General features: G+C 66.4%; 23 protein-coding genes (1 of these 23 cut by a window edge). 13 read left to right on the top strand and 10 right to left on the bottom strand.

Features of this window, described 5'->3' with window-relative positions; translation table 11 throughout:
* Position 1: 1 nt before the first annotated feature.
* The gene (gene pdxY, locus ASF08_RS08840; protein WP_056143963.1) at positions 2-850 is read right to left on the bottom strand and encodes a pyridoxal kinase PdxY; all 849 of its coding nucleotides are present in this window, start codon (positions 848-850) and stop codon (positions 2-4) included.
* Positions 851-1,017: 167 nt separating this feature from the next.
* On the opposite strand from pdxY, the gene ASF08_RS08835 reads away from it, so the two are divergent.
* The 4 genes from ASF08_RS08835 to ASF08_RS08820 all read left to right on the top strand — a co-directional run bounded on the left by ASF08_RS08835 (position 1,018) and on the right by ASF08_RS08820 (position 5,339).
* A complete protein-coding gene (locus tag ASF08_RS08835) occupies positions 1,018-1,539 on the top strand; it encodes a DedA family protein (RefSeq protein ID WP_056143960.1) in 522 nt (173 codons plus the stop codon).
* Positions 1,540-1,545: 6 nt separating this feature from the next.
* Positions 1,546-2,361, top strand: a complete 816-nt coding sequence (locus ASF08_RS08830; RefSeq protein WP_056143958.1) for a cobalamin-binding protein — start codon at positions 1,546-1,548, stop codon at positions 2,359-2,361.
* An 82-nt stretch (positions 2,362-2,443) separates the two neighbouring features.
* Positions 2,444-2,929, top strand: a complete 486-nt coding sequence (locus ASF08_RS08825) for an MmcB family DNA repair protein (RefSeq protein WP_056143956.1) — start codon at positions 2,444-2,446, stop codon at positions 2,927-2,929.
* A 121-nt stretch (positions 2,930-3,050) separates the two neighbouring features.
* A complete protein-coding gene (locus tag ASF08_RS08820) occupies positions 3,051-5,339 on the top strand; it encodes a calcium-binding protein (RefSeq protein ID WP_056143951.1) in 2,289 nt (762 codons plus the stop codon).
* A 24-nt stretch (positions 5,340-5,363) separates the two neighbouring features.
* Here ASF08_RS08820 and ASF08_RS08815 read toward each other — a convergent pair whose 3' ends face one another.
* A complete protein-coding gene (locus ASF08_RS08815; RefSeq protein ID WP_056143948.1) occupies positions 5,364-6,230 on the bottom strand; it encodes an NAD(P)-dependent oxidoreductase in 867 nt (288 codons plus the stop codon).
* Positions 6,231-6,257: 27 nt separating this feature from the next.
* The gene (locus ASF08_RS08810) at positions 6,258-7,259 is read right to left on the bottom strand and encodes an alpha/beta fold hydrolase (protein ID WP_056143946.1); all 1,002 of its coding nucleotides are present in this window, start codon (positions 7,257-7,259) and stop codon (positions 6,258-6,260) included.
* Positions 7,260-7,416: 157 nt separating this feature from the next.
* On the opposite strand from ASF08_RS08810, the gene ASF08_RS08805 reads away from it, so the two are divergent.
* Both ASF08_RS08805 and ASF08_RS08800 read left to right on the top strand, forming a co-directional pair.
* Positions 7,417-8,772, top strand: a complete 1,356-nt coding sequence (locus ASF08_RS08805; protein ID WP_056143942.1) for an MFS transporter — start codon at positions 7,417-7,419, stop codon at positions 8,770-8,772.
* A gap of 66 nt (positions 8,773-8,838) precedes the next feature.
* Complete coding sequence (locus tag ASF08_RS08800; protein WP_018042486.1) at positions 8,839-9,636, top strand: SDR family NAD(P)-dependent oxidoreductase; 798 nt, start codon at positions 8,839-8,841, stop codon at positions 9,634-9,636.
* Between the two features lie 85 nt (positions 9,637-9,721).
* Here the strand turns inward: ASF08_RS08800 and ASF08_RS08795 are convergent, their stop codons facing one another.
* Positions 9,722-10,054, bottom strand: coding sequence for an SWIB/MDM2 domain-containing protein (locus tag ASF08_RS08795; protein ID WP_018042485.1), 333 nt, complete (start codon positions 10,052-10,054; stop codon positions 9,722-9,724).
* A 542-nt stretch (positions 10,055-10,596) separates the two neighbouring features.
* On the opposite strand from ASF08_RS08795, the gene ASF08_RS25985 reads away from it, so the two are divergent.
* Positions 10,597-10,719 (top strand): hypothetical protein, encoded by a 123-nt coding sequence (locus ASF08_RS25985; RefSeq protein WP_018042484.1) that lies wholly within the window; start codon positions 10,597-10,599, stop codon positions 10,717-10,719.
* A gap of 137 nt (positions 10,720-10,856) precedes the next feature.
* Here ASF08_RS25985 and ASF08_RS08790 read toward each other — a convergent pair whose 3' ends face one another.
* On the bottom strand, positions 10,857-11,234 hold the full coding sequence (locus tag ASF08_RS08790; RefSeq protein WP_018042483.1) for a hypothetical protein: 378 nt from the start codon (positions 11,232-11,234) through the stop codon (positions 10,857-10,859).
* A 385-nt stretch (positions 11,235-11,619) separates the two neighbouring features.
* On the opposite strand from ASF08_RS08790, the gene ASF08_RS08785 reads away from it, so the two are divergent.
* From ASF08_RS08785 to ASF08_RS08775, 3 genes are all read left to right on the top strand, one after another.
* The gene (locus ASF08_RS08785) at positions 11,620-12,312 is read left to right on the top strand and encodes a PRC-barrel domain-containing protein (protein WP_443136810.1); all 693 of its coding nucleotides are present in this window, start codon (positions 11,620-11,622) and stop codon (positions 12,310-12,312) included.
* Positions 12,309-13,640 carry an MFS transporter gene (locus tag ASF08_RS08780; protein WP_018042481.1) on the top strand — a complete coding sequence of 444 codons (1,332 nt, stop codon included), beginning with the start codon at positions 12,309-12,311 and terminating at the stop codon, positions 13,638-13,640. The genes ASF08_RS08785 and ASF08_RS08780 overlap by 4 nt, the downstream gene beginning before the upstream one ends.
* A 200-nt stretch (positions 13,641-13,840) precedes the next feature.
* Positions 13,841-15,607, top strand: coding sequence for an ABC transporter ATP-binding protein (locus ASF08_RS08775; protein WP_056144699.1), 1,767 nt, complete (start codon positions 13,841-13,843; stop codon positions 15,605-15,607).
* Between the two features lie 177 nt (positions 15,608-15,784).
* Here ASF08_RS08775 and ASF08_RS08770 read toward each other — a convergent pair whose 3' ends face one another.
* Complete coding sequence (locus ASF08_RS08770; protein WP_056143936.1) at positions 15,785-17,260, bottom strand: M48 family metalloprotease; 1,476 nt, start codon at positions 17,258-17,260, stop codon at positions 15,785-15,787.
* A gap of 5 nt (positions 17,261-17,265) precedes the next feature.
* Positions 17,266-18,075 (bottom strand): hypothetical protein, encoded by an 810-nt coding sequence (locus ASF08_RS08765; RefSeq protein ID WP_056143931.1) that lies wholly within the window; start codon positions 18,073-18,075, stop codon positions 17,266-17,268.
* A 315-nt stretch (positions 18,076-18,390) separates the two neighbouring features.
* Between ASF08_RS08765 and ASF08_RS08760 the strand changes: the two genes are divergently transcribed.
* On the top strand, positions 18,391-19,404 hold the full coding sequence (locus ASF08_RS08760; protein ID WP_056144696.1) for a TerC family protein: 1,014 nt from the start codon (positions 18,391-18,393) through the stop codon (positions 19,402-19,404).
* 184 nt (positions 19,405-19,588) lie between these two features.
* Here the strand turns inward: ASF08_RS08760 and ASF08_RS08755 are convergent, their stop codons facing one another.
* From ASF08_RS08755 to ASF08_RS08745, 3 genes are all read right to left on the bottom strand, one after another.
* Positions 19,589-20,359 carry an N-acetylmuramoyl-L-alanine amidase gene (locus tag ASF08_RS08755; RefSeq protein ID WP_056143928.1) on the bottom strand — a complete coding sequence of 257 codons (771 nt, stop codon included), beginning with the start codon at positions 20,357-20,359 and terminating at the stop codon, positions 19,589-19,591.
* Between the two features lie 22 nt (positions 20,360-20,381).
* Entirely contained in the window at positions 20,382-21,107 is a 726-nt protein-coding gene (locus tag ASF08_RS08750; RefSeq protein ID WP_056143925.1) for a J domain-containing protein, read from the bottom strand.
* 214 nt (positions 21,108-21,321) lie between these two features.
* Positions 21,322-21,591: a hypothetical protein gene (locus ASF08_RS08745; protein ID WP_018042474.1), complete on the bottom strand. Its 270-nt coding sequence runs from the start codon at positions 21,589-21,591 to the stop codon at positions 21,322-21,324.
* A 220-nt stretch (positions 21,592-21,811) separates the two neighbouring features.
* Here ASF08_RS08745 and ASF08_RS08740 point away from each other — a divergent pair, with 220 nt between their 5' ends.
* Positions 21,812-22,381, top strand: a complete 570-nt coding sequence (locus ASF08_RS08740; RefSeq protein ID WP_056143922.1) for an urease accessory protein UreE — start codon at positions 21,812-21,814, stop codon at positions 22,379-22,381.
* Positions 22,382-22,445: 64 nt separating this feature from the next.
* Positions 22,446-22,972 carry the 5' portion of a tRNA dihydrouridine(20/20a) synthase DusA gene (gene dusA, locus ASF08_RS08735; RefSeq protein WP_082473136.1) on the top strand. Its footprint extends 478 nt past the window's final position, so the window shows 527 of its 1,005 coding nt (coding positions 1-527); its start codon is at positions 22,446-22,448; its stop codon lies off the right edge, out of view.

Genomic DNA, 22,972 nt, shown 5'->3' with positions numbered 1-22,972 from the left:
ATCAGACCGGTTCTACCGGGAACGTCTCGCTGGGTGCCACGAACTCGTCCTGCGCGTCGACGGTGAGGATCTCGCGCGAACCCGCCTCCGCCGTGCGGCGCAGGAGGCCGTAGACCGAAGCACCGGCCATGCCCAAAGCCAAAGCCGCCGAGCCGGTGCGGGCGTAGTGGACGAGGAACAGCGCCGCGATGGCATCGCCCGCGCCGTTCACGTCGAGGGCGAGGCGCGGAGTGCGCAGGCGCCAGAACAGGCCGCCCTCCCCCGCCATCAGGTCGATGGAATGGGACGGGGTGTCCTCGGTGACCAGGGAGGTCACCAGCACGACGCGCGGCCCGAGGGCCTGGATCGCCGTCAGGGCGGCTTTGGCCTCGCCGAGTGTGCCGGTGGGCAGGCCCGACAGGAAGTTCAATTCGAACTGGTTCGGGGTGACGATGTCGGCGGCGGGCAGGGCCTGATCGCGCAGGAATTCAGGGATGCCGGGGCGGACATAGATGCCCCGGTCGGTGTCGCCCATCACCGGGTCGCAGCAATACAGCGCCTTGGGGTTGGCGCTCCGCACCGCCGCCACGGCCCGCACGATGGCGGTGCCGATATCGGCCGAGCCCATATAGCCGGACAGGACGCCGTCGCATTGCCCCAGCACGCCGCGCTCCGCGATGCCGAGCACGAGGTCCTCGATCATCGGCCCGTCGAACACACGGCCGCGCCAGGCGCCGTAGCCGGTATGGTTGGAGAATTGGACGGTATGGATCGGCCAGACCTCGACGCCGAGCCGCTGCATCGGGAACACCGCCGAGGCATTGCCCACATGGCCGAAGGCGACGTGCGACTGGATCGATAGAATTCTCATCGGCGTATCAGGCTTTGCTTCGACGGATGCGAGCGCGACGATCAGCGTCGTAGCCGGTTTCGCCCTGCGGTGCATTCACAACCGACGCGAGGCTCGTCCGTGACGAGATCGACGCTTGCCGGAAGGGCGACCTTCCCGCACATCGGGCGCGACGGGCAGGGGCATCCATGGATTTCGAAGCGCTGAAGACCACGACCCTGACTTTCGTGGAAACGCACAAGGAATGGGCACCCCTCATCATCGCCGTGCTCGCCTTCTGCGAATCCCTGGCCTTCCTGTCGATCCTGGTCCCCGCCACCGTGCTTCTGGTGGCCATCGGCGCGTTGATCGGTGCGAGCGGCATCCCGTTCTGGCCGATGGTGATCGCCGGGGGCATCGGCGCCGGGCTCGGGGATTGGGTGTCCTACGAGATCGGCCGCTACTTCCAGCACGGCGCCAAGTCGATCTGGCCGATGAGCCGCTATCCGCAGATGGTCGCCAAGGGCGAGGATTTCTGCAGGCGCTACGGCGCCTGGGGCATCGTCATCGGCCGGTTCATCGGCCCGGCCCGCGCAGTGGTGCCGCTCATCGCCGGGATGTTCGAGGTGGCGCGCCTGCCGTTTCAGCTGGCCAATTGGAGTTCGGCCTTCGTCTGGGCCTTCGTCTGGCTCGCGCCGGGCGCGGGCGTCATCAGCTTCTTCAACGCGTGACGCCGCATGCGCCGCTTCCCGCCCGAACGCATCGTCTGCCTCACCGAAGAAACGGTCGAGACCCTCTATCTGCTGGGTGAGGAGGACAGAATCGTCGGTGTGTCCGGCTACGCCGTGCGCCCCGCTCGCGTGCGCAAGGAGAAGCCGCGCGTCTCGGCCTTCACCAGCGCCGACCTGCCAAAAATCCTCGCCCTGCAGCCGGACCTCGTCCTCGCCTTTTCCGACATGCAGGCCGAGATCGTCGCCGACCTCGCCCGCGCCGGAATCTCGGTCCATCTCTTCAACCAGCGCGACGTGGCCGGCTGCCTTGCCATGATCCGTACCGTGGGCGCCCTGGTCGGGGCCAGCGAGAAGGCCGACGCGCTGGCCCAGGGTTACGCCCACCGCCTCGGCGCCGCCGCCCTCGACAATGCCGGCCCGCCCCGGCTGACCGTCTATTTCGAGGAATGGGACGAGCCGATGATCTCGGGGATCGGCTGGGTCTCCGAGCTCATCGGCTATGCCGGCGGCGACGACGTCTTTCCCGACCTCGCCCGCCAGCCGGCGGCCAAGGACAGGATCGTCACGTCGGATCAGGTGATCGCCGCGCGGCCGGACGTCATCCTCGCCTCGTGGTGTGGCAAGCGGGTGAACGTGGCGCGCATCCGCGAGCGGCCGGGCTGGGACGCGATCCCCGCCGTGGCGGCGGGGCGCATCCACGAGATCAAGTCGCCGCTGATCCTGCAGCCAGGGCCGGCGGCGCTCACCGATGGGTTCGACGCGATCCGCGCCGCACTGGCGGGCGGGCAGGCTGCCGCAGGTGACAAGGGCGGGCCGACCTGATTCCCTGGCGGGACGGTCGATTCGAGACCGCACTCTCCCCAAGCGAAGCCATCCCCAAGCGAAGCCATCCCCAAGCGAAGCCATGTCAGCAGCCCTCGCCCATCTCGTCCTGCCGCCGGACCGCCGGCAATCGGCGACCGCGCTCCAGGTCCAGCGCGGGGTCCGCCGGCTGTTCGCCGACCTCGGCCATGTGACGATCCCGGAATTCTCCCTCGCCAACGGAAGGCGGGCGGACATCATTGCCCTGTGCCCAGCGGGCCGGCTGACCATCGTCGAGATCAAGTCCAGCGTCGCCGACTTCCGCGCCGACAAGAAGTGGCCGGATTACCGGGACTATTGCGACCGCTTCTATTTCGCCGTTCCCGATTCCCTCCCCGAAGGACTGACGCCCGACGAGGCCGGGCTGATCATCGCCGACGGCTACAGCGCCGCGATCCTGCGCGACCCGGTCGACCATGTGCTGAGCGGCGCCCGCCGCAAGGCGGTGACCCTGCGCTTCGCCCATTCCGCCGCGCGGCTGCTGCACTCGCTCGCCGATCCGGGGGCCGTGCGGGAGGGAGCGCTCTAAGCGACGCGACAGGTTGCAGAAACAGCACGCCTCCGCGCTGACGGAATCGAGGTTCAATTCGCGATTGAGATTGTATGAGCCCCGCCCTACCACCTGCCGGATTCTTCTTTGAGGAGCGGACATGTCGGCGGTGCTGGTAGCGAATGGAGAGCCGATCGACCTTGGGCCGGTCGTCGGCACCGACAGTCTCGACCTCATCGTGCCGAAGGCAAAAGCCGGGTTCGCCCTGCTCACCAGCGGTTATGTTCCGGGCCCGCGCGGCGAACCTGGCACGCACCCCGTCACCCTGACCAGCTTCGGGGCGACCGGCGTTCCTTCGAAAGGACCGCTTTCCCTTGGCGACCTCCAAGTAGAGGCCTTGTCCGTCCGAGACGACGGATCTGTCGTCATCGGCGTCTATGACAGCACTTACGTCGACGGCACGTTCGGCGGCTTTTCGACGCAATATCAGAAGGCAAAGTACAGCCTCGGTACCGTGGACGCGAAAGGGACCTTCACGCCCTTCTACACCACGAAGATCACCTCCCTGTCCGATACGGACGAGCCGTTCCTGAGCGCTTACGACAACAGCGTCGCCTTCGCGCAGAACGGTGCGATGGCCCTCGCCCATATCGCCCAGGGATCGACCAGCAAGATCCGGACGGTCGACATCATCGACGAGAACCACCGCTTCGTCGCGACCGCCGTCGTCGACCGCTCGGTGAACGACGACCAGACCCATTCGACCAAAGTCACCGCCCTATCGGACGGTCGCTATCTCGCGACCTGGGTCGATATGGGCCGTGTCACCTCGACCCTCATGGCTCGCGTGGTGACCGCAGACGGCAAGGTGCCGGGCGAAGCGTTCAAACTCGGCCAGGTGGCCGAGTTTGCGGGCGGATACGAAACGAAGGTGATTTACTCGGTCACCGCCGACCAGAATGGCGGATTTGCCGTCGCCTATGAGGGGCGGGACATCAAGAAGGCCGCTAATGGCGTCCAGACCGATGTCCTCACCGATATCGCAGCATCGACTTACAAGGCTGGTCTCGACGGAAGCATCACCAAAGCGGTCACGCTCGCCCAGACCTACACGTTCGACAACGCTTACATCGTGTCCGTGACGACTCTCTCGAACGGGCAATTGCTCGAACTGGTCCTCGGATCTTCCGATGTGGCGGATGGAAAGATCCTGACGACCGCGCGCGGGTTGCTTTACAACGCGGACGGGTCTGCCACGGGACAGGTTTTCGACTTCTATTCGGAAGCGATCGGAAGCGGGCATCGGTCCGAACTGCCTCAGATCGTGGCCTTGCAGAACGGCACGTTCGGTCTCCTCAAGTCGGGTCACGAGACGGGACTCGAACGGACGGACAGCGACACCGATTTCCAGATCTATTCCATTTCGACGGCCGACCCGTTCCAGGTGAAGGGCGCGACGTCGGGCGCGGACCTGCTCAAAGGGGCCATGGCCTCCGCCAGGAACGACCGGATCGACGGTCTCGGCGGCAACGATACGCTCTTTGGCTATACCGGAAGCGACCATCTCATCGGCGGAGCGGGCAACGACACCCTCGATGGCGGCAAAGGTATCGACCGGATGGAGGGTGGGATCGGCAACGACACGTTCGTCATCGACCATTTCGGCGACGTGGTGATCGAGAAGCGCGGCGCGGGCACGGACCTCGTTCTGTCATCGATCAATCATACGCTCTCGGCCAATGTCGAAAACCTGACGCTGACGGGCAAGGGCGATATCGGTGGCGTCGGCAATGCGCTCGCGAACACGGTCACCGGCAATGCGGGCAACAACCGTCTCGATGGTGGAGCCGGTATCGATGTCCTGAAGGGCCTTGCAGGCAACGACGATTACTATGTCAGCAGTAAGCGGGATCAGGTCATCGAGGCAAAGGACCGGGGCACCGATACGGTCTATGCCAGTTCGGATTTCACGCTCGCGAAGGACCAGTCCATCGAGTTCCTGATCGGCAGCCAGGAAGACCCCTATCTCGCCATCGATCTCACCGGCAACAATCTCGCGAACGCGATCACCGGCACGTACGGCGACAACGTCATCAATGGCGGGTTGGGGACGGACGTACTGGCAGGCTCCGGCGGGAAGGACGCGTTCGTCTTCGATACGAAGCTCGGGAAAGACAACATCGACAGCATCACCGATTTCTTTCACGGCACCGATACGATCAGGCTGGAGAACGCGATCTTCAAAGGCTTGGTGGAGGGCGATCTGTCCGGCGCTGCGTTCAAGAACATTCGCACGGGTACGGTCGATGCGAGCGACCGTATCCTCTACGATTACTACACGGGCGCCCTCTCATACGATACGGACGGTAGCGGCGCCGAGCAGGCCGTCCAGTTCGCGACGGTCAGGAGTGTCGGATTTCTGACGGCCTCCGATTTCCTCGTCTCATAGCACCGCATCGGAGCGGGTCTGCCTTCAACGCCCGCTTCGCCGCGCCGAGACCAGCGCCAGGGCGGCAAGATCCTTGTCGCCGTCGCCGTGGCTGACCGCGTCGATGAGGGTGTCGCGCAGCACGCTGGCGAAAGGCATCGGTACGCCGGCCTGACCCGATGCCGCGAGGGCGAGGCCGATATCCTTCAGCCCAAGCCGCAGACCGAAGCCCGGCGGCTCGTAGCGCCCGGCGGCGATCGAGGCGCCGTAGCCCTTGTAGACCGGTGAGGCGAAGAGCGTGTTGGTGAGAAGGTCGAGGAGATCGGCACCGGCGACGCCATGCCCCTCGGCGAAAGCGGCGGCTTCGCCCATGGCCTCGATGGCCGCGATCAGCATGAAGTTGCCCGCGAGCTTCACCGCATTGGCCCGGTACGGCTCGGTTCCGAAGGACCAGGTCTTCGTGCCGAGGGCGTCGAGCAGCGGTTGCGCCGTCGCGATGACGGCCGGGTCTCCGGCCACGACGATGTTCAGGGCTCCGTTCTGCGCCACGTCCGGCCTGCCGAAGACGGGGGCGGCGATATAGGGCACGCCGGCCCGCGCGTGGATCGCGGTGAGCTCCTGGGCGAGCGCCACCGAGATCGTGCTCATGCTGAGATGCAGGCCGGGCCGCGTGCCGGAATCGAGAAGCCCGCCCTCCACGATCACCGAACGCAGGGCCGCGTCGTCGGCGAGCATGGTGATCGCCGCATCCCCGGTGAAGGCGTCCGCCGCGCTATGCACGACCGTCACCCCGTCGAGACCGTCGGCGGCCGATGCGGTCCGGTTCCAGACCCTCACCCGATGACCGCCCCGGACGAGGCTCTGAACCATGCCCCGGCCCATCCGTCCCAACCCGATCACGCCGACATCCATCTGAGTGTTCCCTTAGTTTGTCCCGGCTCAATGGCCGTTGAGGAATTCGAGCATCGTGGCGTTGAAGCGATCGGTCGCTTCCATATGGACGAGGTGGCCGATGCCGTCGAAGACGACAGCGCGCCCATCGGGCATCCGTGCCGCCAGAGCTTTGGCATGGCCGGCATTGTCGCCCATGTCGGCGCGCAGGTTCTCGGGGGCGAAAGGCTTGCCCGGTGCGTTGCGGTCGTTCCCGCCCATGACGAACAGCGTCGGCGCGGCGATCAGCGGGATCTCGTGGACCACCGGCTGTCCCCAGATGATCTGGTAGGAATTGACGAAGGATTGGAGCCAGCGCGGATACTCGCCTGAGCCTTTGACGCGCTCGCGTATCGAAACGAAGGGCTCGATCGCCGATGAGGGAAGCGACAGCGCGTAGTTCGTCATCAGCTGGCGCCGGTAGACGTCCCCGGTGACACCGCCCTCGATCCGCAGAAGCGTGTCGTTGGAAACCGGCGGGACGGTGAAGCGATAATCCTCGAGACCGATCGGCGCTTCGAGGACGAGGCTGTTCACCCGGCTCGGTGCGTTTAGGGCGAGGCGGGCGGCCAGCATACCGCCCATGGAATGGGCGACCACGTCGACCCGCGGGAGATTGAGGGCATCGAGAAGCGATACGGTTTCCGCCGCCATCACGTCGAAGCTGAACGGTCCCACCGGCTTCGACGATTTGCCGAAGCCGAGTTGGTCGGGAACGACCACGCGGTAGCCCGCACCGGCCAGCGCGCCGATCACCGGCTCCCAGTAACTCGACGGGAAGTTGCGGCCGTGCAGCAACAGCACTGTGCGTCCATTTGGAGTCCCGGTCGGCGTGACATCCATATAGGCGAGACGCTGGCGCTCGTTGTCCCGTGTCAGGTCGAGGAACCAGACCGGATAGGGATAGGCGAACCCTTCGAGCCCGATCCCGAGAGGGCCTGTATCCTCGGCTCGCACGGCGGCGGGCGACAGCGCGAGCAGGCAGCCGAGCAGGAGTGTCGCCAGACGCATGTCATTCCTCCGAAGGGGGTAACGAGGCCGCCCCCTTGCCGAGGGGTGACATAGGGCACTTGCCGAAGCGAGCAGGGATCGTCCACGGCTTTGTGCGATGACGCACGAGGCAATTCCCCCTGGCGGCGGCACGGCCGGGCCGGTCCCCGACAAACCGATGGACGGCCTGCCGGTGCGCGAACGCATGCTTGCGCTTCTCGCCATCGGACTCGCCATGACCATGGCGGTGCTGGACGGGGCCATCGTCAACGTGGCCCTTCCGGCCATGGCGAAGGATCTCGGGGTCAGTCCGGCCTCGGCGATCTTCGTCGTCAACGGCTTCCAGATCGCGGTGACAGCATCGCTGCTGCCGCTGGCCTCCCTCGGCGACATCGTCGGCTATCGGAAGGTCTATCTCGGCGGCCTCGTCCTGTTCGTCGCGGCGTCCCTCGCCTGCGCTCTTTCCACATCCCTGCCCGGGCTCATCGTCGCGCGCATCGCCCAGGGGTTCGGCGCCGCCGGGATCATGAGCGTGAACATCGCTCTGGTGCGGTTCATCTACCCGCACCGCATGATCGGCCGGGGCGTCGGCAACGTCGCTCTCATCGTCGCCATGGCTTCCGCCACCGGCCCCACCGTGGCCGCCGCGATCCTGTCCGTGGCGACTTGGCCCTGGCTGTTCCTGGTCAACCTGCCCGTCGGCCTCGTGGCCCTGGCGGTGGCGGCGCGGACCCTGCCGGTGACGCCGGTGAGCGGGGCCCGGTTCGACGTCCCGAGCGCGATCCTCAACGCCCTCACCTTCGGCCTTCTCATCATCGGGCTCGATGGAATCGGCGAGGCGAACGGGCGCTGGCTCGCCTTGGCGGAGATCGCAGCCGGGCTCGCGGTCGGCACCGTGTTCGTGCGGTATCAGGCGCGGCTCACGACGCCCCTGCTACCGGTGGATCTGCTGCGCATTCCCGCCTTCGCCCTGTCGATGGTGACCTCCATCGCCTCGTTCGGGGCGCAGATGATGGCCTATGTCGCCCTGCCCTTCTATTTCCAGGATGCGCTGCACCTCTCCGCCACCGAGACCGGCTTCCTGATGACGCCATGGCCCATCGCCATCGCCATCACGGCGCCGATCTCCGGCCGCCTCGCCGACCGGTACGCGCCGGGTGTTCTCGGCGGAATCGGGCTGGCGCTCATGTCCGGTGGCATTGCGGCGCTGGCGCTGCTCCCCGCCGCCCCGTCCCTCCTTGATATCGCCTGGCGGCTGACCGTCTGCGGCGTCGGCTTCGGGCTGTTCCAATCGCCCAACAACAAGGTGATCGTCACCAGCGCACCGCGTTCGCGCAGCGGCGGAGCCAGCGGCATGCAATCGACGGCGCGGCTGACCGGGCAGTCGCTGGGCGCGGCCCTCGTCGCCGTCATTTTCGGGCTCACCCACGCCAGCGGCACGGCGGTCTCCATCGGAACCGCTCTGTGGTGCGCCTGCGCCATGGCAGCGGCGGGTGCCGTCTCCAGCATCATGCGGCGCCAGCCGACGGGCTGATCCACCGAACGCAGCCACCCATCGCCTCGGGCGTTGATCCACGAGGCTGCCAACGGAGGAACATTCATGGACATGAATCTGAAGGGGCGACGTGCGCTGGTGACCGGCTCGACCGGCGGCATCGGCTACGGCATCGCCAAGGCCCTTGCCGGAATGGGTGCAACCGTCGCCGTCAACGGGCGCACACCGGACCGGGTCCGGGCGGCGATCGCGCGCTTGACCGAGGAAACCGGCACGACCTGCTTCATCGCGGCGCCCGGCGACATCGCCACGGCGAGCGGTGCGGAGGCGGTGGTGAAGGGGCTGCCGGCCGTCGATATCCTGGTGAACAACACCGGCATCTTCGAGCCGAAGCCGTTCTTCGAGATACCCGACGAGGATTGGCTTCGCTTCTACGAGACCAACGTCATGAGCGGCATCCGCCTCTCCCGCGCCTACACGCCGGGCATGGTCGCGGCGGGATGGGGGCGGGTCGTCTTCATCTCCAGCGAGTCCGGCCTGAACATTCCGGTGGAGATGGTGCATTACGGCATGACGAAGACGGCGCAACTCGCCGTGTCACGCGGCCTCGCCGAGACCGTGGCCGGAAGCGGGGTAACGGTCAACAGCGTGCTGCCCGGTCCGACCCTCTCGGAGGGTGTCGCGGACTTCATGGCGAAAATGGCGAAGGATACCGGCGAGGTCGACCTCGACAAGCTGGGACGGGACTTCGTCGCCGAGCACCGCTCCACCTCGCTGATCGGTCGCCTCGCGACGGTGGAGGAGGTCGCCAGCATGGTGGCCTATATCTGCAGCCCGGCCGCGAGCGCCACCAGCGGCGCCGCTCTGCGTGTGGATGGCGGGGTCATCCGGCACATCGCCTGAGGCCGACCCACCCGAACCGGGAACGGCCGTATCGCCGTCTCGAAGAGCCTGCCCGGCGCTGTCGAAGCGCCGGGCCGCATCGGCGTCAGGCCGACTTGAGATGGGCCGCGAGGTGCTTGTTCATCTCGAACATGGTGCACTTGTCCTTGCCAAAGACCTTCTTCAGCTTGTCGTCGGCCAGGATCTCGCGCTTGTTCTCCGGGTTCTGGAGATTGTGCTTCTTGATGTATTCCCAGACCTTGCTGACGACCTCGCCACGCGGAAGCGCTGCGGCGCCGACCACGGCTGCGAGTTCCTCGGAGGGCTTCAGCGGCTGCTGCAGGGCGTTCGGCTTGGCGGCGCCTTCGGCCTTCGGAGCAGCGGCCTTCTTGGCGGCGGCCGGCTTTTCGGCTGCCTTGGTGGTGGTTTTGGTTGCCATGAGTTCCTCCGGAATTTGGCTTCGAGCGCCGTCACGCCCACGGCCAGGGGCCTCGGAGCGCATAGCTGCAACAACTAAGCGGTGCTGAGAGCGTTCCAAGAGGGAATCACGTAGACCCACCGCCCATCCACAGAAGGGACGGGGATAACGGGGACCCTGCAGCCCTTTCGATCATCGATCACACACAATCTCCGTGGCATGGGCGGTCGCCAGTGCAGCCACGCTTCGGAGCAAGCCGACGAGACGTCATTGCGGCCGTGGACCGGAGATTTTTCCGAAAAGCTTCACGCTAACAACGGCTTGTGTGGCTGCCGGCACGGCCGAGGGGGATTCGCGCCACCGATGCGTCATCCAGCTCAAAGCAATGCGGCCGGTGCGAAGCGCGTGGACTGACGACGGCGTCCCGAAGCATCGAGGGCCTGTTGTGACCGCCAGGCGCGAGGATGGAATTTTTTTCGACCGACCGTCATCGAGGACGTAGGCGCATCGCCCGACCCGGACAATGCAACGATCCCTTAAACTCGATGAGGAACACTCCGCGCATGATCATCGCAGTCGTTGCCCTCACCATCGTCGCTTCCGGCGCGTTCCTCGCTGGTCTTGCCGGACTTGTCGCCGCCGAGAGTCGGGGCGAAGCCGACACACGTGGCGCCGACCTGATCTGACCGTCGAGATCACGCTTTCCGCATGCAGCGTTTCCGCGGTGCGGAAGGAGCCGTTGCAGTGCCTTTCACGAAACTCCCGCATCGCCGCCCGGCCGGAAACGGAAGGCGGCGATGACCGGGAGTTTCGCGAGCGTTCCTCAGAACTTGCCGCCGAGGCCGACGCTGCCGCCCGAGCCCATCTGCGGAGCGAGACCACCGGAGCTCGACCGGCTGGTCGTATCGCCTTCGATATCCTCGCGGCGGATACGCCGCTCCGACTCCGCCTGCGAGCGGGCCTGGCCACCGGCCGATTTCGGCAGGTCGAGCCGCCGCGTCGGCGCCGTCTGCAGAGGCACGCCATCGGGGTCCACTTCGGCCGCCCGCGGGCGCTGAGCTCCGGGAACCGAGCCACGCATGGACGGCGGAGGCCCCACTTCGCTCTCGGGCATGACGCCTGAATTGCCGGACAGCGCCTGACATCCGCCCAGGGCCGCCGCGATGAGCGCCACGGCGCAGACGTTCGACGGGATACGCATCGACTTGATCCTCAAAAGTATTCCACCCTGGTTCGCGCGGGTGGTCCGGCACGCTTGCGCGCATCTCTACGATGCACAAAAGGCGAAAACCAGACGATCGCAGGGCGTTTGTCACACCTCCCCCCTCGACCTGAGGGAAAATTCGGGGTGATCGTCCACCGGTTCGTCTGGACACCCCCCATACTCCACGCCACCATGGCCGCGACGGTCCGGTTCTTGCCAACTCGACATCGCGGCGAGCCGCATCGTCGCCGATCGACCCGCCCTCATCCACAACTTCGCCTTGGTCCGCCCTCATACGCCGTCCGTCCCATGGCAGGTGGGAACTCATCGGAATGGCTCAGGTTGAGCGGGAGCCGGCGAGATGCTTCTTCGGGGAACGCACGTGTTCAGAACTGTCCGGATGGTCGCCGCCGCGTCGATCACCCTTTGGGCCGCCGCCGCAGCAGCAGCGGATGGCAACGCCACGGTCAACGGCCCGGCGAGCGAAGCAGCGCCGGCCGCCCCGGCCGCGCCTCCTGCCCCGCCGCCCGCACCGGCCCCGCAGCCTGCGGCGCCGCCGGCTGCGCCAACGGCCACCGCACCCGTACTGCCGACCGGCACCCCTGCCACGGTCCTGGACACCCAGGATTACGAGGGCGTGCTCGGCAAGGGCGTCCGCAGTTCCACCGGCGAGGATATGGGCCGGATCATCGACATCATCCTCGACAAGGACGGTCGCCCGCGCGCCGCCATCATCGATTTCGGCGGCTTCCTCGGGGTCGGCTCCCGCAAGATCGCCGTGGATTGGCGGTCCATGCGGTTCTCGCCCGATGGCAAGCCGAGCCGCCTCGTCCTGCAGTTGAGCCGCAACCAGGTACGCGTCTCGCCGGAGTACAAGCCGGGAGATCCCATCGTGGTCCTCGGTCCGGCCAGCCCCAGCGTTCCGCCGGATGGCGAGCCGGCTCCTGCGACCGCGTCGAGCCAGGTTCCGGCGGCCCAGCCCGCGGCGCCGGTCCAGACTCCGGTGGCGCCGCCGCAGAGCGCTACACCCTCTCCCGCGCCCGACAGGCCGGGTGAAAAAACGCCGGACAAATGACGGCATCCCGCTCGCAGAATCGACGCGTCATCAAGCCCCGTGAATTGCCGCGATCGGAGTTCCGGCCGCGTGGGGCTCTTCGACGCGACGCCTATGCCGAGAAGCCCGGAGAGGGTTCCACCGACATGCAGGCTGGTTCGGTAAGGAGCAGCCGGGGGCTCGACGCCTTTGCGTTCTTTGTCGCGAACCTCCAGACCGGATTCGGTCCGTTTCTCGCCGTGTACTTCACGCAGGCGCAGTGGACGCAATCCGACATCGGTTTCGCCCTGACCGTCGGGAGCCTCGTGAGCCTGCTCGGCCAGGTGCCGGGCGGTGCCTTCGTCGACGCCGTCCGCTCGCGACGCTTCGCGGCCGGGCTCTCGGTGGTGGCGATCTCGCTCAGCGCCTTCGCCCTCGCCATGTGGCCGAGCTTCCTCATCGTCCTCCTCGCGATGGCGGCCCATTCCGCGGCGAGCTGTATTCTCACACCGGCCATCGCGGCCATCAGCATCGGCCTCGTCGGCCATAAGCGAGCCGGTGAGCGGCTCGGGCGCAATGCCAGCTTCTCGGCGCTCGGCAACGCCGTCGCTGCGGCGCTGATGGGGGCCTGCGGTTACTACCTGTCGAACGACGCGGTGTTCTACCTCACAGCTTTCCTCATGATCCCGACCCTGATCGCGCTCTCGTTCATTCGCCCTGGCGCGGTGCCGCTTCAGGCACGCCAGGGCGAGACGGTGGAGTCCGGCCCCAAGGAAAGCGCGCTGAAGGCCATCGTCACCAACCGCGCCCTTCTGTGCTTTGCCGCCTGCATGACCCTGTTCTTCCTCGCCAACGCCGCCATGCTGCCGCTGGTGGGCAGCATGCTGACCTTGCGGGCCAGCGAGACCGCCACGGCGCTCATCGCCGCCTGCATCGTGGTGCCCCAGGTCGTCCTGGCGATCTCCGGACCTGCCGTCGGACGGGCCGCAGAGAAGTGGGGCCGACGCCCGCTCCTTCTCATCGGCTTCGCCGCCCTGCCGATCCGCGGGCTGCTGTTCGCCTATACCGACAGCCCGGAACTCCTCGTCGCGATCCAGGTCTTCGACGGCGTCTCGGCGGCCGTGTTCGGGGTCATGGTGCCCCTCGTGGTCTCCGACGTCACGCGCGGCACCGGACGGTTCAATCTCGCCCTCGGTGCGGTCGGAACCGCCATGGGCATCGGTGCCGCCCTGTCGACGTCACTGGCCGGAATCATGGCCGATCATCTCGGTAGTCACAGCGCCTTCCTCGGCCTCGCAATCGTCGGTCTCGCCGGCTTCGCGCTGCTCGCCCTGATCATGCCGGAAACCCGTCAGGCCGAGGTGGTCTGAAGGGTGGGCCGGCACCGAATTCGCTTGCCGCTCAACACCCGTTCAGGTTTCCTCTCTACAAACGGGCAAGCTTGACGGTCGCCCGCAACGCTTGGACGAGATTAGCGTTGCGACCTATAAGTTCACGGTTCCGTGCGGCCTGCTTGCGGGATCGCGCGAGCATCCGTCAGTTAAAAACGAGCACTGGGATGGTCACCCATATGGAAGACCTCTGCGTCTACGCCGACAGGCCCTTCGCGTTCGTCGCCCGCTATCTCAAGCGGCGGGCGCTGCCGCATCTGGTGATCCTCTGCGCCGTTCTCGGCGCCGTCGCCTTCTCGGTGAGCACCGATTACGCACTCAAAGGCGTCGTCGATGCCCTCAGCAAGGGGCCGGATGCAGGCCTGATCTGGGGCGCACTGGCCGTCCTCATCGCCTTCATCGCCGCCGACAACATGCTCTGGCGCGTGGCGAGCCTCGTCGGGTCGTTCACCTTTGTCGGTGTGACCGGTGATATCCGCCGCGATCTGTTCCGGCACATGACCGGCCACTCGCCGTCCTTCTTCGCCGACCGGCAGCCGGGCACCCTGGCCTCGCGCATCACGGCGACCTCGAACGCGATCTTCACGGTCGAGAACATGTTCGTCTTCAACGTCATGCCGCCCTGCGTCGCGGCCTTCCTGTCGATCATCTATATCGGCACCGTGAACCTCACCATGGCGGGCGTCCTGGCCGGCATCTTCGCCGCCGTCGTCGTCCTGATGTTCAAGATGGCGGCCGCGGGAAAGCCGCTTCACCACGATTTCGCCGCCAAGGCAGCCAGCGTCGATGGCGAGATGGTCGACCTCGTCGGCAACATGCCGCTCGTCCGGGCCTTCTCGGCGTTCAAGCGGGAGTACAAGCGGTTCGACGGCACGATCGGCGTCGAGATGCGCTCGCGCCGGTCCTCGCTGCTCTACCTGGAGAAACTGCGGATCGTTCACGCGATCCTGACGGTCTTCGCCGTGCTCGGACTGCTCTATTGGGCCATCATCATGTGGGAAGCTGGACAGGCGACGAATGGACAGGTGGTCCTCGTCTGCACCCTCGGCATCCGCATCCTCGCCGCCACCCGCGACCTGGCCGTGGCCCTGGTGGATGCGACCCAGCATACCGCCCGCCTGTCGGAGGCCCTGCATACCCTGCTTCAGCCGCACGACCTGATCGACCATCCGGAGGCCATGCCGCTGTCGGGAACGGGCGCCGAGATCGATTTCGATCACGTGGCCTTCTCCTATCCCGATGGGCGCGCGGTGTTCACGGACTTCAACGTGAAGATCGAAGCCGGCCAGCGCATCGGCCTCGTGGGCAAGTCGGGCGGCGGCAAGTCGACCCTGTTCTCGCTGCTCCAGCGCTTCTACGAGGTTCAGGGCGGGAAGATCCTGCTCAACGGCCAGGACATCAACCGCGTGACCCAGGACTCGTTGCGCGAGGCCATCACCGTGGTGCCGCAGGACGTCTCGATGTTCCACCGGACCCTGCGCGAGAATATCCGCTACGGCCGGCCGGACGCATCGGACGAGGATGTCTGGAAGGCCGCCGCGGCGGCGCATTGCACCGATTTCATCGAGGCACTGCCGGAAGGTTTCGACACCATCGTGGGCGACCGGGGCGTGAAGCTGTCCGGCGGTCAGCGCCAGCGTATCGCCATCGCCCGCGCGATCCTGAAGGATTCGCCGATTCTCCTGCTCGACGAGGCCACGTCGGCCCTCGACGCGGATTCCGAGGAGGCGATCCGGCACGCTTTGGCCAACCTGATGAAGGGCCGCACCGTCATCGCGATCGCACATCGTCTCTCGACGCTGAAGGATTTCGACCGGATCGTGGTGCTGGAAGGCGGGCGTATCATTCAGGACGGCTCACCGGACAAGCTCACCCATCTCGACGGGTTCTATCGCGAGTTGATGAAGAAGGAATCGATGTCGATGGCGGCTTTGGCCGCCGCCTGACCGATCAGGCGAATGGAGACACCCCAGAACCCTCGATCGCGCGGATGAGAGAAGCCGCGCGATCGGGCTTTGGAAAAATCACCGCACCCTCCACCATCCGGGAGGGATGGGAAATGCCGGTGGCGTCATTCAACGCTATGTAAGGCTGGCCTCGCGCGCGGCCTCGCCCGTGTCTCGTTATTCCACCACGAGCTTGTAGCTTTGTCCCGGACGGATGACGGCGCCCCGCTCCAACTCGTTGAGCACGAGGAACCGGTCCAGCGGACGATCCGGCACGACCATCCTGCGTGCCATCTCGTCGGCCGTATCGGCCGGTCCGGCGGTCACCACCTGGATGCGCAACGGGCGCAGGGATTTCACCTCGTCGGGGCCGACGCCGGACAGGCTTTCGGTCCAGCGCCGGAACGCACCGTCGGGATCCGTGCTGCCCTTGGCGGCCATGATCATGCGGAAGGTCGTCTCTCCGACCCGGACGGCAGCGAGGCGGAAGGTCCAGTCCTTGCCGCGCGACATCGCGGTCACCGCCGAGTTGCCGGCGACCATGCGGTTCTCCACCGAACTCGCCTCGATGCTGTCGCTCCACGTGGCGCGCAGCACCTCCTCCAGGCTCTGGCCCACATGGCTTTCGACCTGATCGAACAGGAGGCGGCGGCTCCCCTCCCCCGTGGCACCGAGGACGGCGTTCCGCGTGTTCTCGATGGTGAATCCCTCCGGCACCTCGAAGGCGATGCCGAGGCTCGGATGGAGAAAGCGGCGGCCCTTGACGATGCCGTCGCCCGGATTGTCGCCATAGGCGATCCCGTCGATGGCGGCGAGGTAGCGGGCGCGTTCATCGACGCCGAGACCGGGCGCGCCGATGAGACGCGCGGCTCGCGTGACGAGGTTGATCCGTTCGCTCGTGCCCGGATGAGTGGCGAGCATGTCGGGCTCGCCGGCCATGCCCGTCCCGGTCTTCATGTTGGTGGTGCGGTTGAGGGAGTTGAGGAACCGCCCCGCGCCGAACGGATCGTAGCCCGCACGAGCGAGCGTCCGCACGCCGATCCCATCGGCCTCGAGCTCCTGATCGCGGGAGAAGCGGGCCAGGGCGAATTTCGACTGGTTCTGGAGTTGCGCGCCGGTGGCCGGATCGTTGAGGACGTCGGCGACCACCCGGCTCACCAGTTGGGAGCGCAGGGCGAGCTCGGTACGGGCCGTGGCATGGCGCAGGGTGACGTGGGCGATCTCATGGGCGAGGACGGCGGCGATCTCCGACGTATCGCTGGCGAGCGCCAGCAAGCCTCTCGTCACGTAGAGACGGCCATTCGGCAGCGCGAAGGCGTTGATGACCGGCGAATCGAGCAGCGTGACCGCGTAGGTCTCCTCGGGACGATCGGTGGCCTTCACCAACCGGTCGGTCACCTCGGTCAGCAGGCGCAGAGCCGCTGGCGAGCGGTATTCCCCGCCGAACGACGCCACGAGCTTGGCATGGTCGGCATCGGATGCGGTGCGCTCCCGGCCGGTGGTCCGAGGCGCCTCGACGGGCACCTTGATCGCCGCCGGCTGCAGGACCACGCCGCTCTGGTCGGAACTGCAACCGGTCAGGATGAGCGTCGAGACGAGCAGCCCGGTTCGGACCGCTCCATATCCGCGATGTCGTGTCTGCCCCCCGCTCATACCGTTCAGCGCCGAAGCGTCCGCTCCTCATCCAGAACTTCGATCATGTCTGCGCTCGCGATGTCGAGGGTGGGGCCGCGCCACGCTTCCACGATTCCCCGAACCCGGACGATGCGCCCCCGCAGGGTCGCCACATTCAGACCACGTTCGCGCAGCCGCCGCCAAGTGCGCTTCGACACGGTGACCGTCAAGCCATCCTCGCCTCGTTTGGCGAAGTCGAGATAGGTCCGCGCCGGACGCTCGCCGACATTCACGACCCGGCCCTGCGCCACGATGAAACGCCCCGTGGCCTCACGCAACGCGGCACCGTCGCGGCCCTCGCGGACACCAGCCCGCCACAGGCCGCGGGCGGCCGCCCGAGCCCCGGATTCCAGGGTCAGCAACGCCGGCCGGCAGAGCGTATCGCGTTCCCCCGCATCGGCATAAGCGAGTCCCTCTTCGATCAAGCCTCCGGCCAGGTCGATGGCTTCGTCGGAGACGGCCGCATCCACATGCATACGGCCCCAGCGGTCGATCTCCCCGCGTGGTACGAGGGTCAGCGTACGGTGCCGATGGTCGAGCATCCAGGCACGCGCGGCGCCGTCATCCTCCACCGGCCAACGGATCCCGTCGAGAACGGCGCGATCACCCGATGCCAGGATCATCTCGCCACGCTCCCCGAGCCCGGCGAGCGCCTCCTGTCGCGTCGGCCCACTCACGCATTCGGGCGCCACGGAGCGCGCCGCTTCGGCCCGCGCCGCCCCGGCGAGAACCAGCGCCATGCTCGCTGTCCTCAGGATGCGTTCGATCCGCCGCCCGATCATCACGCGCTGCATCCTCGCCCATCCGGATCCGAACCGGAGCAACCAGATACCATTCTGGGGCTTCCCATCGCGGCAAAACAAGGAAACGAGGAGAAGACCGGGTGGTTTGCCCCGTCATGCGGCCAGTAAGCCACACCGTAAGCCACGGCCGAACTCCCTTGCGCGACAAGGGCCGTCGACGCTGCCGGGACATCCCTTGATTCCCGTCCCTGCGGATCCCAAGTGACGGCAATCGGCTGCGGGCCCCTCTGGCGGATGCGCGTCTATGCCTTCCGTGATGTCGGAGCCGATGCTTTCCTGCGTTTCGCAAAGCATCGACGGTCCCGAATGGTCGACTTTCTCTTCATCGAATGGCTCGGCAAGCCTGTCTGGATGTGGCTCGGCTTCCACGCCCTGGTCGCGGGCCTTCTCGCCTTCGATCTCGGCCTGTTGCATCGGGACAAGGACCACGAGATCGGCGTGAAGGAGAGCCTTCTCCTCACTGCGTTCTATTTCAGCCTCGGCTTGGCCTTCGGGGGCTGGATCTGGTGGTACTTCGGCGCTCAGCCTGCCCAGGAATATGTCGCCGGCCTCGTGGTCGAGAAGTCGTTGTCCATGGACAACGTTTTCGTCATCGCCGTCATTCTCACGTCCCTCGGCATTCCCCGCGCAGCCCAGCACAGGGTCCTCGTCTGGGGCATCCTCGCTGCGGTTCTCCTGCGCGGTCTGATGATCGGGCTCGGTGCCGCCCTGGTGCATCAGGCGGCCTGGGTGCTGTCGATCTTCGCCGCCTTCCTGATCTTCGCCGGTTTGAAGATGCTGTTCGGAAAGGAAGAGGAGGCCGGCGACATCCAGGACAACGCCATGGTGCGGATGCTGCGCAAGGTGATGCGCATCACGCCCGAAATGCATGGCCAACGCTTCGTCGTCCGTAAACCGGATCCCGAGACCGGGAAGTCGGTGCTGTGGTTCACGCCTCTCGCCCTCGGTCTGATTCTCGTGAACGGTGCCGACGTGATCTTCGCCGTCGATAGCGTCCCGGCGATCTTCGCCATCACGACGGATACCTTCGTCGTCTACACCTCGAACATCTTTGCGATTCTCGGCCTGCGCGCTCTGTATTTCGCCCTCGCCGCGATGGTCGACCGTTTCGCCTACCTGAAGACGGCCCTCGCTTTCATCCTCATCTTCATCGGTACCAAGATCGTGGTCGCAGACACGTTCGACCTCGTCCACGTACCGCCGTGGGTATCCCTGGCGGTCACGCTCGTGCTGCTCGCCGGTGGCGTCGCCTACAGCCTGTGGCGCACGCGGGACGTGGCAAAGCACGAGGGTACGGACAGGGTGTCTCAACGCGCCTGATCAGATGGCCTTCGTCGTCCATCCACCTACTCCTGCGTCCTGTCGAGCGAGCCAAGCGACGGGGCCGCACAATGGCACCGGGCATGGACTGATCGACGTCGTTTCATGGCGTCGCCGGTGCGAATGGCCGCCACACCAAGTGCGTCGTACGACGCAAGCCGTATCCCGCGCGGCGGCGCGCCGCTCAGCGTGACGGCAATCCGGCCAGGAGATCCCGCAACGTCGTGATCGTGGATGCATCGGCGACGCCGTCCACGCGCTCCTGCCTGAATCTGCGCTGGAAGGCGGTGATCACAGCTTTCGTTCGCGGGTCGAAAATCCCGGTCACCGGAATGTCGTAGCCGAAGAGCGCGAACATCGCTTGAAGCGCCTCGATCGGCTGTCCGGCATCCCCCTCGGCGAAGAAGCGGCCGTCGCGAATGGGCGCCGCCGGCACGTGATGCCCCACCCCGGCTGCCGCCAGGCGATCCCAGGGGAAATGCTCGCCGGGATCCTCCTTGCGTTCCGGCGCCACGTCGGAATGCGCCAGCACGTGCCACGGTGCGATGCCCCAGCGGGCGATGATGTCCCGGGAAAGCGCGATCACCGCGTCGATCTGTTTGGACGGGTAAGGCGGCAAGCCGCCGACATGCCCGCCATTGACGATCTCGATGCCGATGGAGCGCGAATTGATGTCTCGCTCCAACCCGGAGGCCGTGCGCCCCCATACACCGGCTCCCGCATGCCAGGCGCGGCGCGATTCCGGCACCATCTGGATCACTCGTCCGTCCTCAAGCACGACGTAATGCGCCGATACCTCGGAGATCGGGTTCGCGAGACGCTGCAGGGCAGCGGCCGCGCTCTCCATTCCGGTGTAGTGCAGGAGCAGCATGGTCGGCGGACCGCCCCTGCGCTCGCCGTGGTTGGGCGACGGCATCACGCTGGTCGCCACCGGACTTTCCGGAATAGGCTTCATGCGGCAGCTCTCTCTTTGCGTGTCAGCGCAGTCCTCGCTCGGCGGCGATCCGGTCATAGGCGGCATTGATCGCGGCGAGCCGCGCGGTGGCGATCCTCACCGCCTCGGGCGGAACGCCGCGGGCGATCGCCCGGTCCGGGTGGTTCTCCATGACGAGGGCACGATACCGGGCTTTCACCTCCGCGTCCGTCACCTCGTGGTCGAGGTCGAGCACGAGATAGGGGTCGTCGGCGAGGCGCACGTGCCGGGCGGCAATGCGCCGGAAGGCTACGTCGTCGAACCCGAAAGTTTCGGCGACGGCACGCAGGTAGCGTTCTTCCGCCTCATGGATCGCACCATCGGCCTTGGCGATATGGAACAGGCCGTCGAGCACATCTTCCAGCAACGCCGGCTCATCCTGAAACGCCGTTGCCATCTGTCGCGCATAGGCCTCGAACCCTGCCGAGGTGCCTTTGGCGAGGTCGAACAGGCGCTGGACCCCGGGCTTCTCCCGTTCGCTCACCTGGACCACTTTGGCGAAGGCTTCGATTTCGGAAGGCGTCACCACCCCGTCGGATTTCGCCATCTTGGCCGCGAGCGCCACGAGGCCGGTCGTGAAGACCACGTCCTTCGGCGTCGCGCCGAACAAGGCCCCTTCCCGATCCACCAGGAAGTGACCGGCGACGCCGCCCACCAACCCGCCGATCGGTCCACCGATGGCGAGGCCGATCCCCGCGCCGCCGAGCTTGCCCCAGATGCCGACGCTCACGCCGCGCCACCATCGTCAGCGACAGCAGTGTTTGGGCGAAGAGGATAGAAAAGTTCTTGAAGCAGCATCGGCATCGCAGCGCATCGTCCACCGGCCATCCACCGGGTCAGCCCCGCATACGGCAATTTCCGCCTGCTCGTCCTGTCTCCGAGACATGAAAAAGGGCCGAGGCATGCGCCCCGGCCCTCCGCTTCTCCCAAACGGGAGAACGATGTCAGCGGCAGTACACGTCGCCGTAAGCGTCGCGATACGTGCCATATGGGCAGCGCGGAGCCGTGCCGGCACCGATGATCGCGCCGCTGGCTCCGCCGATGGCCGCACCGGCCAGAGCGCCGCCCGCACGACCGGTGGCAGCGCCGCCGATGGCCGCACCGGCCAGGGCGCCGAGACCGGCGCCGCCAAGAGCACGATCCTGCGGCGTATTGCAGGCGCCGAGGGAGAGGGCGAGAGCCCCGGCGAGGGTAGCGGCAATGAGCTTCTTCATGGTCCCGAGACTCCCTTGTGCGTTTTGTGGCCCGGCTTATCGCCGTGGTGACCTTGCGCAACGTAGCTTAGCCATTCCGTTCGTGGAATGCACCACGTGAGGAAACGGTTCCAGCCACGCTTTCCGTTCGGGCAGAAAACCCTCTACTGATGCACGCCAGACACCTCGGGCGCCCCCCTCCGGACGCCCGGACAAAACCCAGGACCGTTTCGAGGAAGCCATGCTGCGTGCCACCGCCATCGTCCGCAAAGCCGCCATTCGCCCGGATTCCGTGGCGGATACCGTGACCCTCGACCATGCGGGACGCCAGGGAGCAGCCGCGATCCTCACCGGCGCGGGCGGGGTGAGTTTCACCCTAGCACTGGCGAAGGCTGCCTCCATCGAGGACGGTGACGCGTTTCGTCTCGAAGACGGGCGCCTGGTGACCGTTCGCGCTGCGGCGGAATCCTTGCTCGAAGTACGGGCGGAGAATCCGGCTCGCCTGCTGCGGTTGGCCTGGCAGTTCGGCGGCAACCACGTCCCGGCGGAGATCGGTGCAGACGTCCTCTATGTACCCACGACCTCGGCCAATGCCGAACTGATCCGTGGGCAGGGTTGCGCCGCGACCCCGGTTTCGCGAGCCTTCAAGCCCGAACGCGAGGCTCACGACCACAGTCAGTGCGGTCACGACCATGCTCACGATCATTCGCATGCGCACGATCACGGGCATGCACACGACCATGCGGATCACGGCCACGCAAATCACGGCCATGCCCATGTGCATGGCCCCGATTGCAAGCACGATCACTGAGGCGGCCAAGGGAAGCGGTCGCCGCACAATTGAAACCGAGCCGCGTCACTTTCATACGGACACCATGACACCCAGCGATATCCGTTTCTCGGTCGCGCCGATGATGGATTGGACCGACCGCTATTGCCGGTCGTTCCACCGTGTCCTGTCGCGCCGTGCCCGGCTCTATACCGAGATGGTGACCAGCAATGCCGTTCTTCACGGCGACAGGACGCGTTTGCTCGGTTTCTCCGAGCCGGAGCATCCGGTCGCCGTCCAACTCGGGGGTTCGGTACCCGGCGATCTTGCGAAGGCAGCACGCATCGCGGAGGGATTTGGCTACGACGAGATCAATCTGAATGTGGGCTGTCCCTCGGACCGGGTTCAGGATGGCCGTTTCGGCGCATGCCTCATGCGAGACCCGATCCTCGTCGGCGAGTGCGTGGCGGCCATGAAGGCCGCCATCTCGGTGCCGGTCACGGTGAAGTGCCGCATCGGAGTCGACGATCAGGATACGGAGGTCGCCCTGGATTCGCTGGTCGATGCCGTAACGCAGGCGGGAGTCGACGGGCTCATCGTCCATGCCCGCAAGGCTTGGCTGCAGGGTCTGTC

It is taken from the genome of Methylobacterium sp. Leaf85 (assembly GCF_001422125.1).
Taxonomy (GTDB): Bacteria; Pseudomonadota; Alphaproteobacteria; order Rhizobiales; family Beijerinckiaceae; genus Methylobacterium; species Methylobacterium bullatum.
This window is presented reverse-complemented; position numbering and strand designations above follow the sequence as displayed.

Bases quoted from the DNA above. Each gene is read 5' to 3' on its own strand.
- ASF08_RS08835 (WP_056143960.1), top strand. From the start codon at position 1,018: ATGGATTTCGAAGCGCTGAAGACCACGACCCTGACTTTCGTGGAAACG.
- ASF08_RS08770 (WP_056143936.1), bottom strand. From the start codon at position 17,260: ATGAGCGGGGGGCAGACACGACATCGCGGATATGGAGCGGTCCGAACC.
- ASF08_RS08815 (WP_056143948.1), bottom strand. From the start codon at position 6,230: ATGGATGTCGGCGTGATCGGGTTGGGACGGATGGGCCGGGGCATGGTT.
- ASF08_RS08810 (WP_056143946.1), bottom strand. From the start codon at position 7,259: ATGCGTCTGGCGACACTCCTGCTCGGCTGCCTGCTCGCGCTGTCGCCC.
- ASF08_RS08820 (WP_056143951.1), top strand. From the start codon at position 3,051: ATGTCGGCGGTGCTGGTAGCGAATGGAGAGCCGATCGACCTTGGGCCG.
- ASF08_RS25985 (WP_018042484.1), top strand. From the start codon at position 10,597: ATGATCATCGCAGTCGTTGCCCTCACCATCGTCGCTTCCGGCGCGTTC.
- ASF08_RS08760 (WP_056144696.1), top strand. From the start codon at position 18,391: ATGGTCGACTTTCTCTTCATCGAATGGCTCGGCAAGCCTGTCTGGATG.
- ASF08_RS08800 (WP_018042486.1), top strand. From the start codon at position 8,839: ATGGACATGAATCTGAAGGGGCGACGTGCGCTGGTGACCGGCTCGACC.
- ASF08_RS08775 (WP_056144699.1), top strand. From the start codon at position 13,841: ATGGAAGACCTCTGCGTCTACGCCGACAGGCCCTTCGCGTTCGTCGCC.
- ASF08_RS08830 (WP_056143958.1), top strand. From the start codon at position 1,546: ATGCGCCGCTTCCCGCCCGAACGCATCGTCTGCCTCACCGAAGAAACG.
- pdxY (WP_056143963.1), bottom strand. From the start codon at position 850: ATGAGAATTCTATCGATCCAGTCGCACGTCGCCTTCGGCCATGTGGGC.
- ASF08_RS08745 (WP_018042474.1), bottom strand. From the start codon at position 21,591: ATGAAGAAGCTCATTGCCGCTACCCTCGCCGGGGCTCTCGCCCTCTCC.
- ASF08_RS08825 (WP_056143956.1), top strand. From the start codon at position 2,444: ATGTCAGCAGCCCTCGCCCATCTCGTCCTGCCGCCGGACCGCCGGCAA.
- ASF08_RS08755 (WP_056143928.1), bottom strand. From the start codon at position 20,359: ATGAAGCCTATTCCGGAAAGTCCGGTGGCGACCAGCGTGATGCCGTCG.
- ASF08_RS08790 (WP_018042483.1), bottom strand. From the start codon at position 11,234: ATGCGTATCCCGTCGAACGTCTGCGCCGTGGCGCTCATCGCGGCGGCC.
- ASF08_RS08805 (WP_056143942.1), top strand. From the start codon at position 7,417: ATGGACGGCCTGCCGGTGCGCGAACGCATGCTTGCGCTTCTCGCCATC.
- ASF08_RS08765 (WP_056143931.1), bottom strand. From the start codon at position 18,075: ATGCAGCGCGTGATGATCGGGCGGCGGATCGAACGCATCCTGAGGACA.
- ASF08_RS08740 (WP_056143922.1), top strand. From the start codon at position 21,812: ATGCTGCGTGCCACCGCCATCGTCCGCAAAGCCGCCATTCGCCCGGAT.
- ASF08_RS08795 (WP_018042485.1), bottom strand. From the start codon at position 10,054: ATGGCAACCAAAACCACCACCAAGGCAGCCGAAAAGCCGGCCGCCGCC.
- ASF08_RS08780 (WP_018042481.1), top strand. From the start codon at position 12,309: ATGACGGCATCCCGCTCGCAGAATCGACGCGTCATCAAGCCCCGTGAA.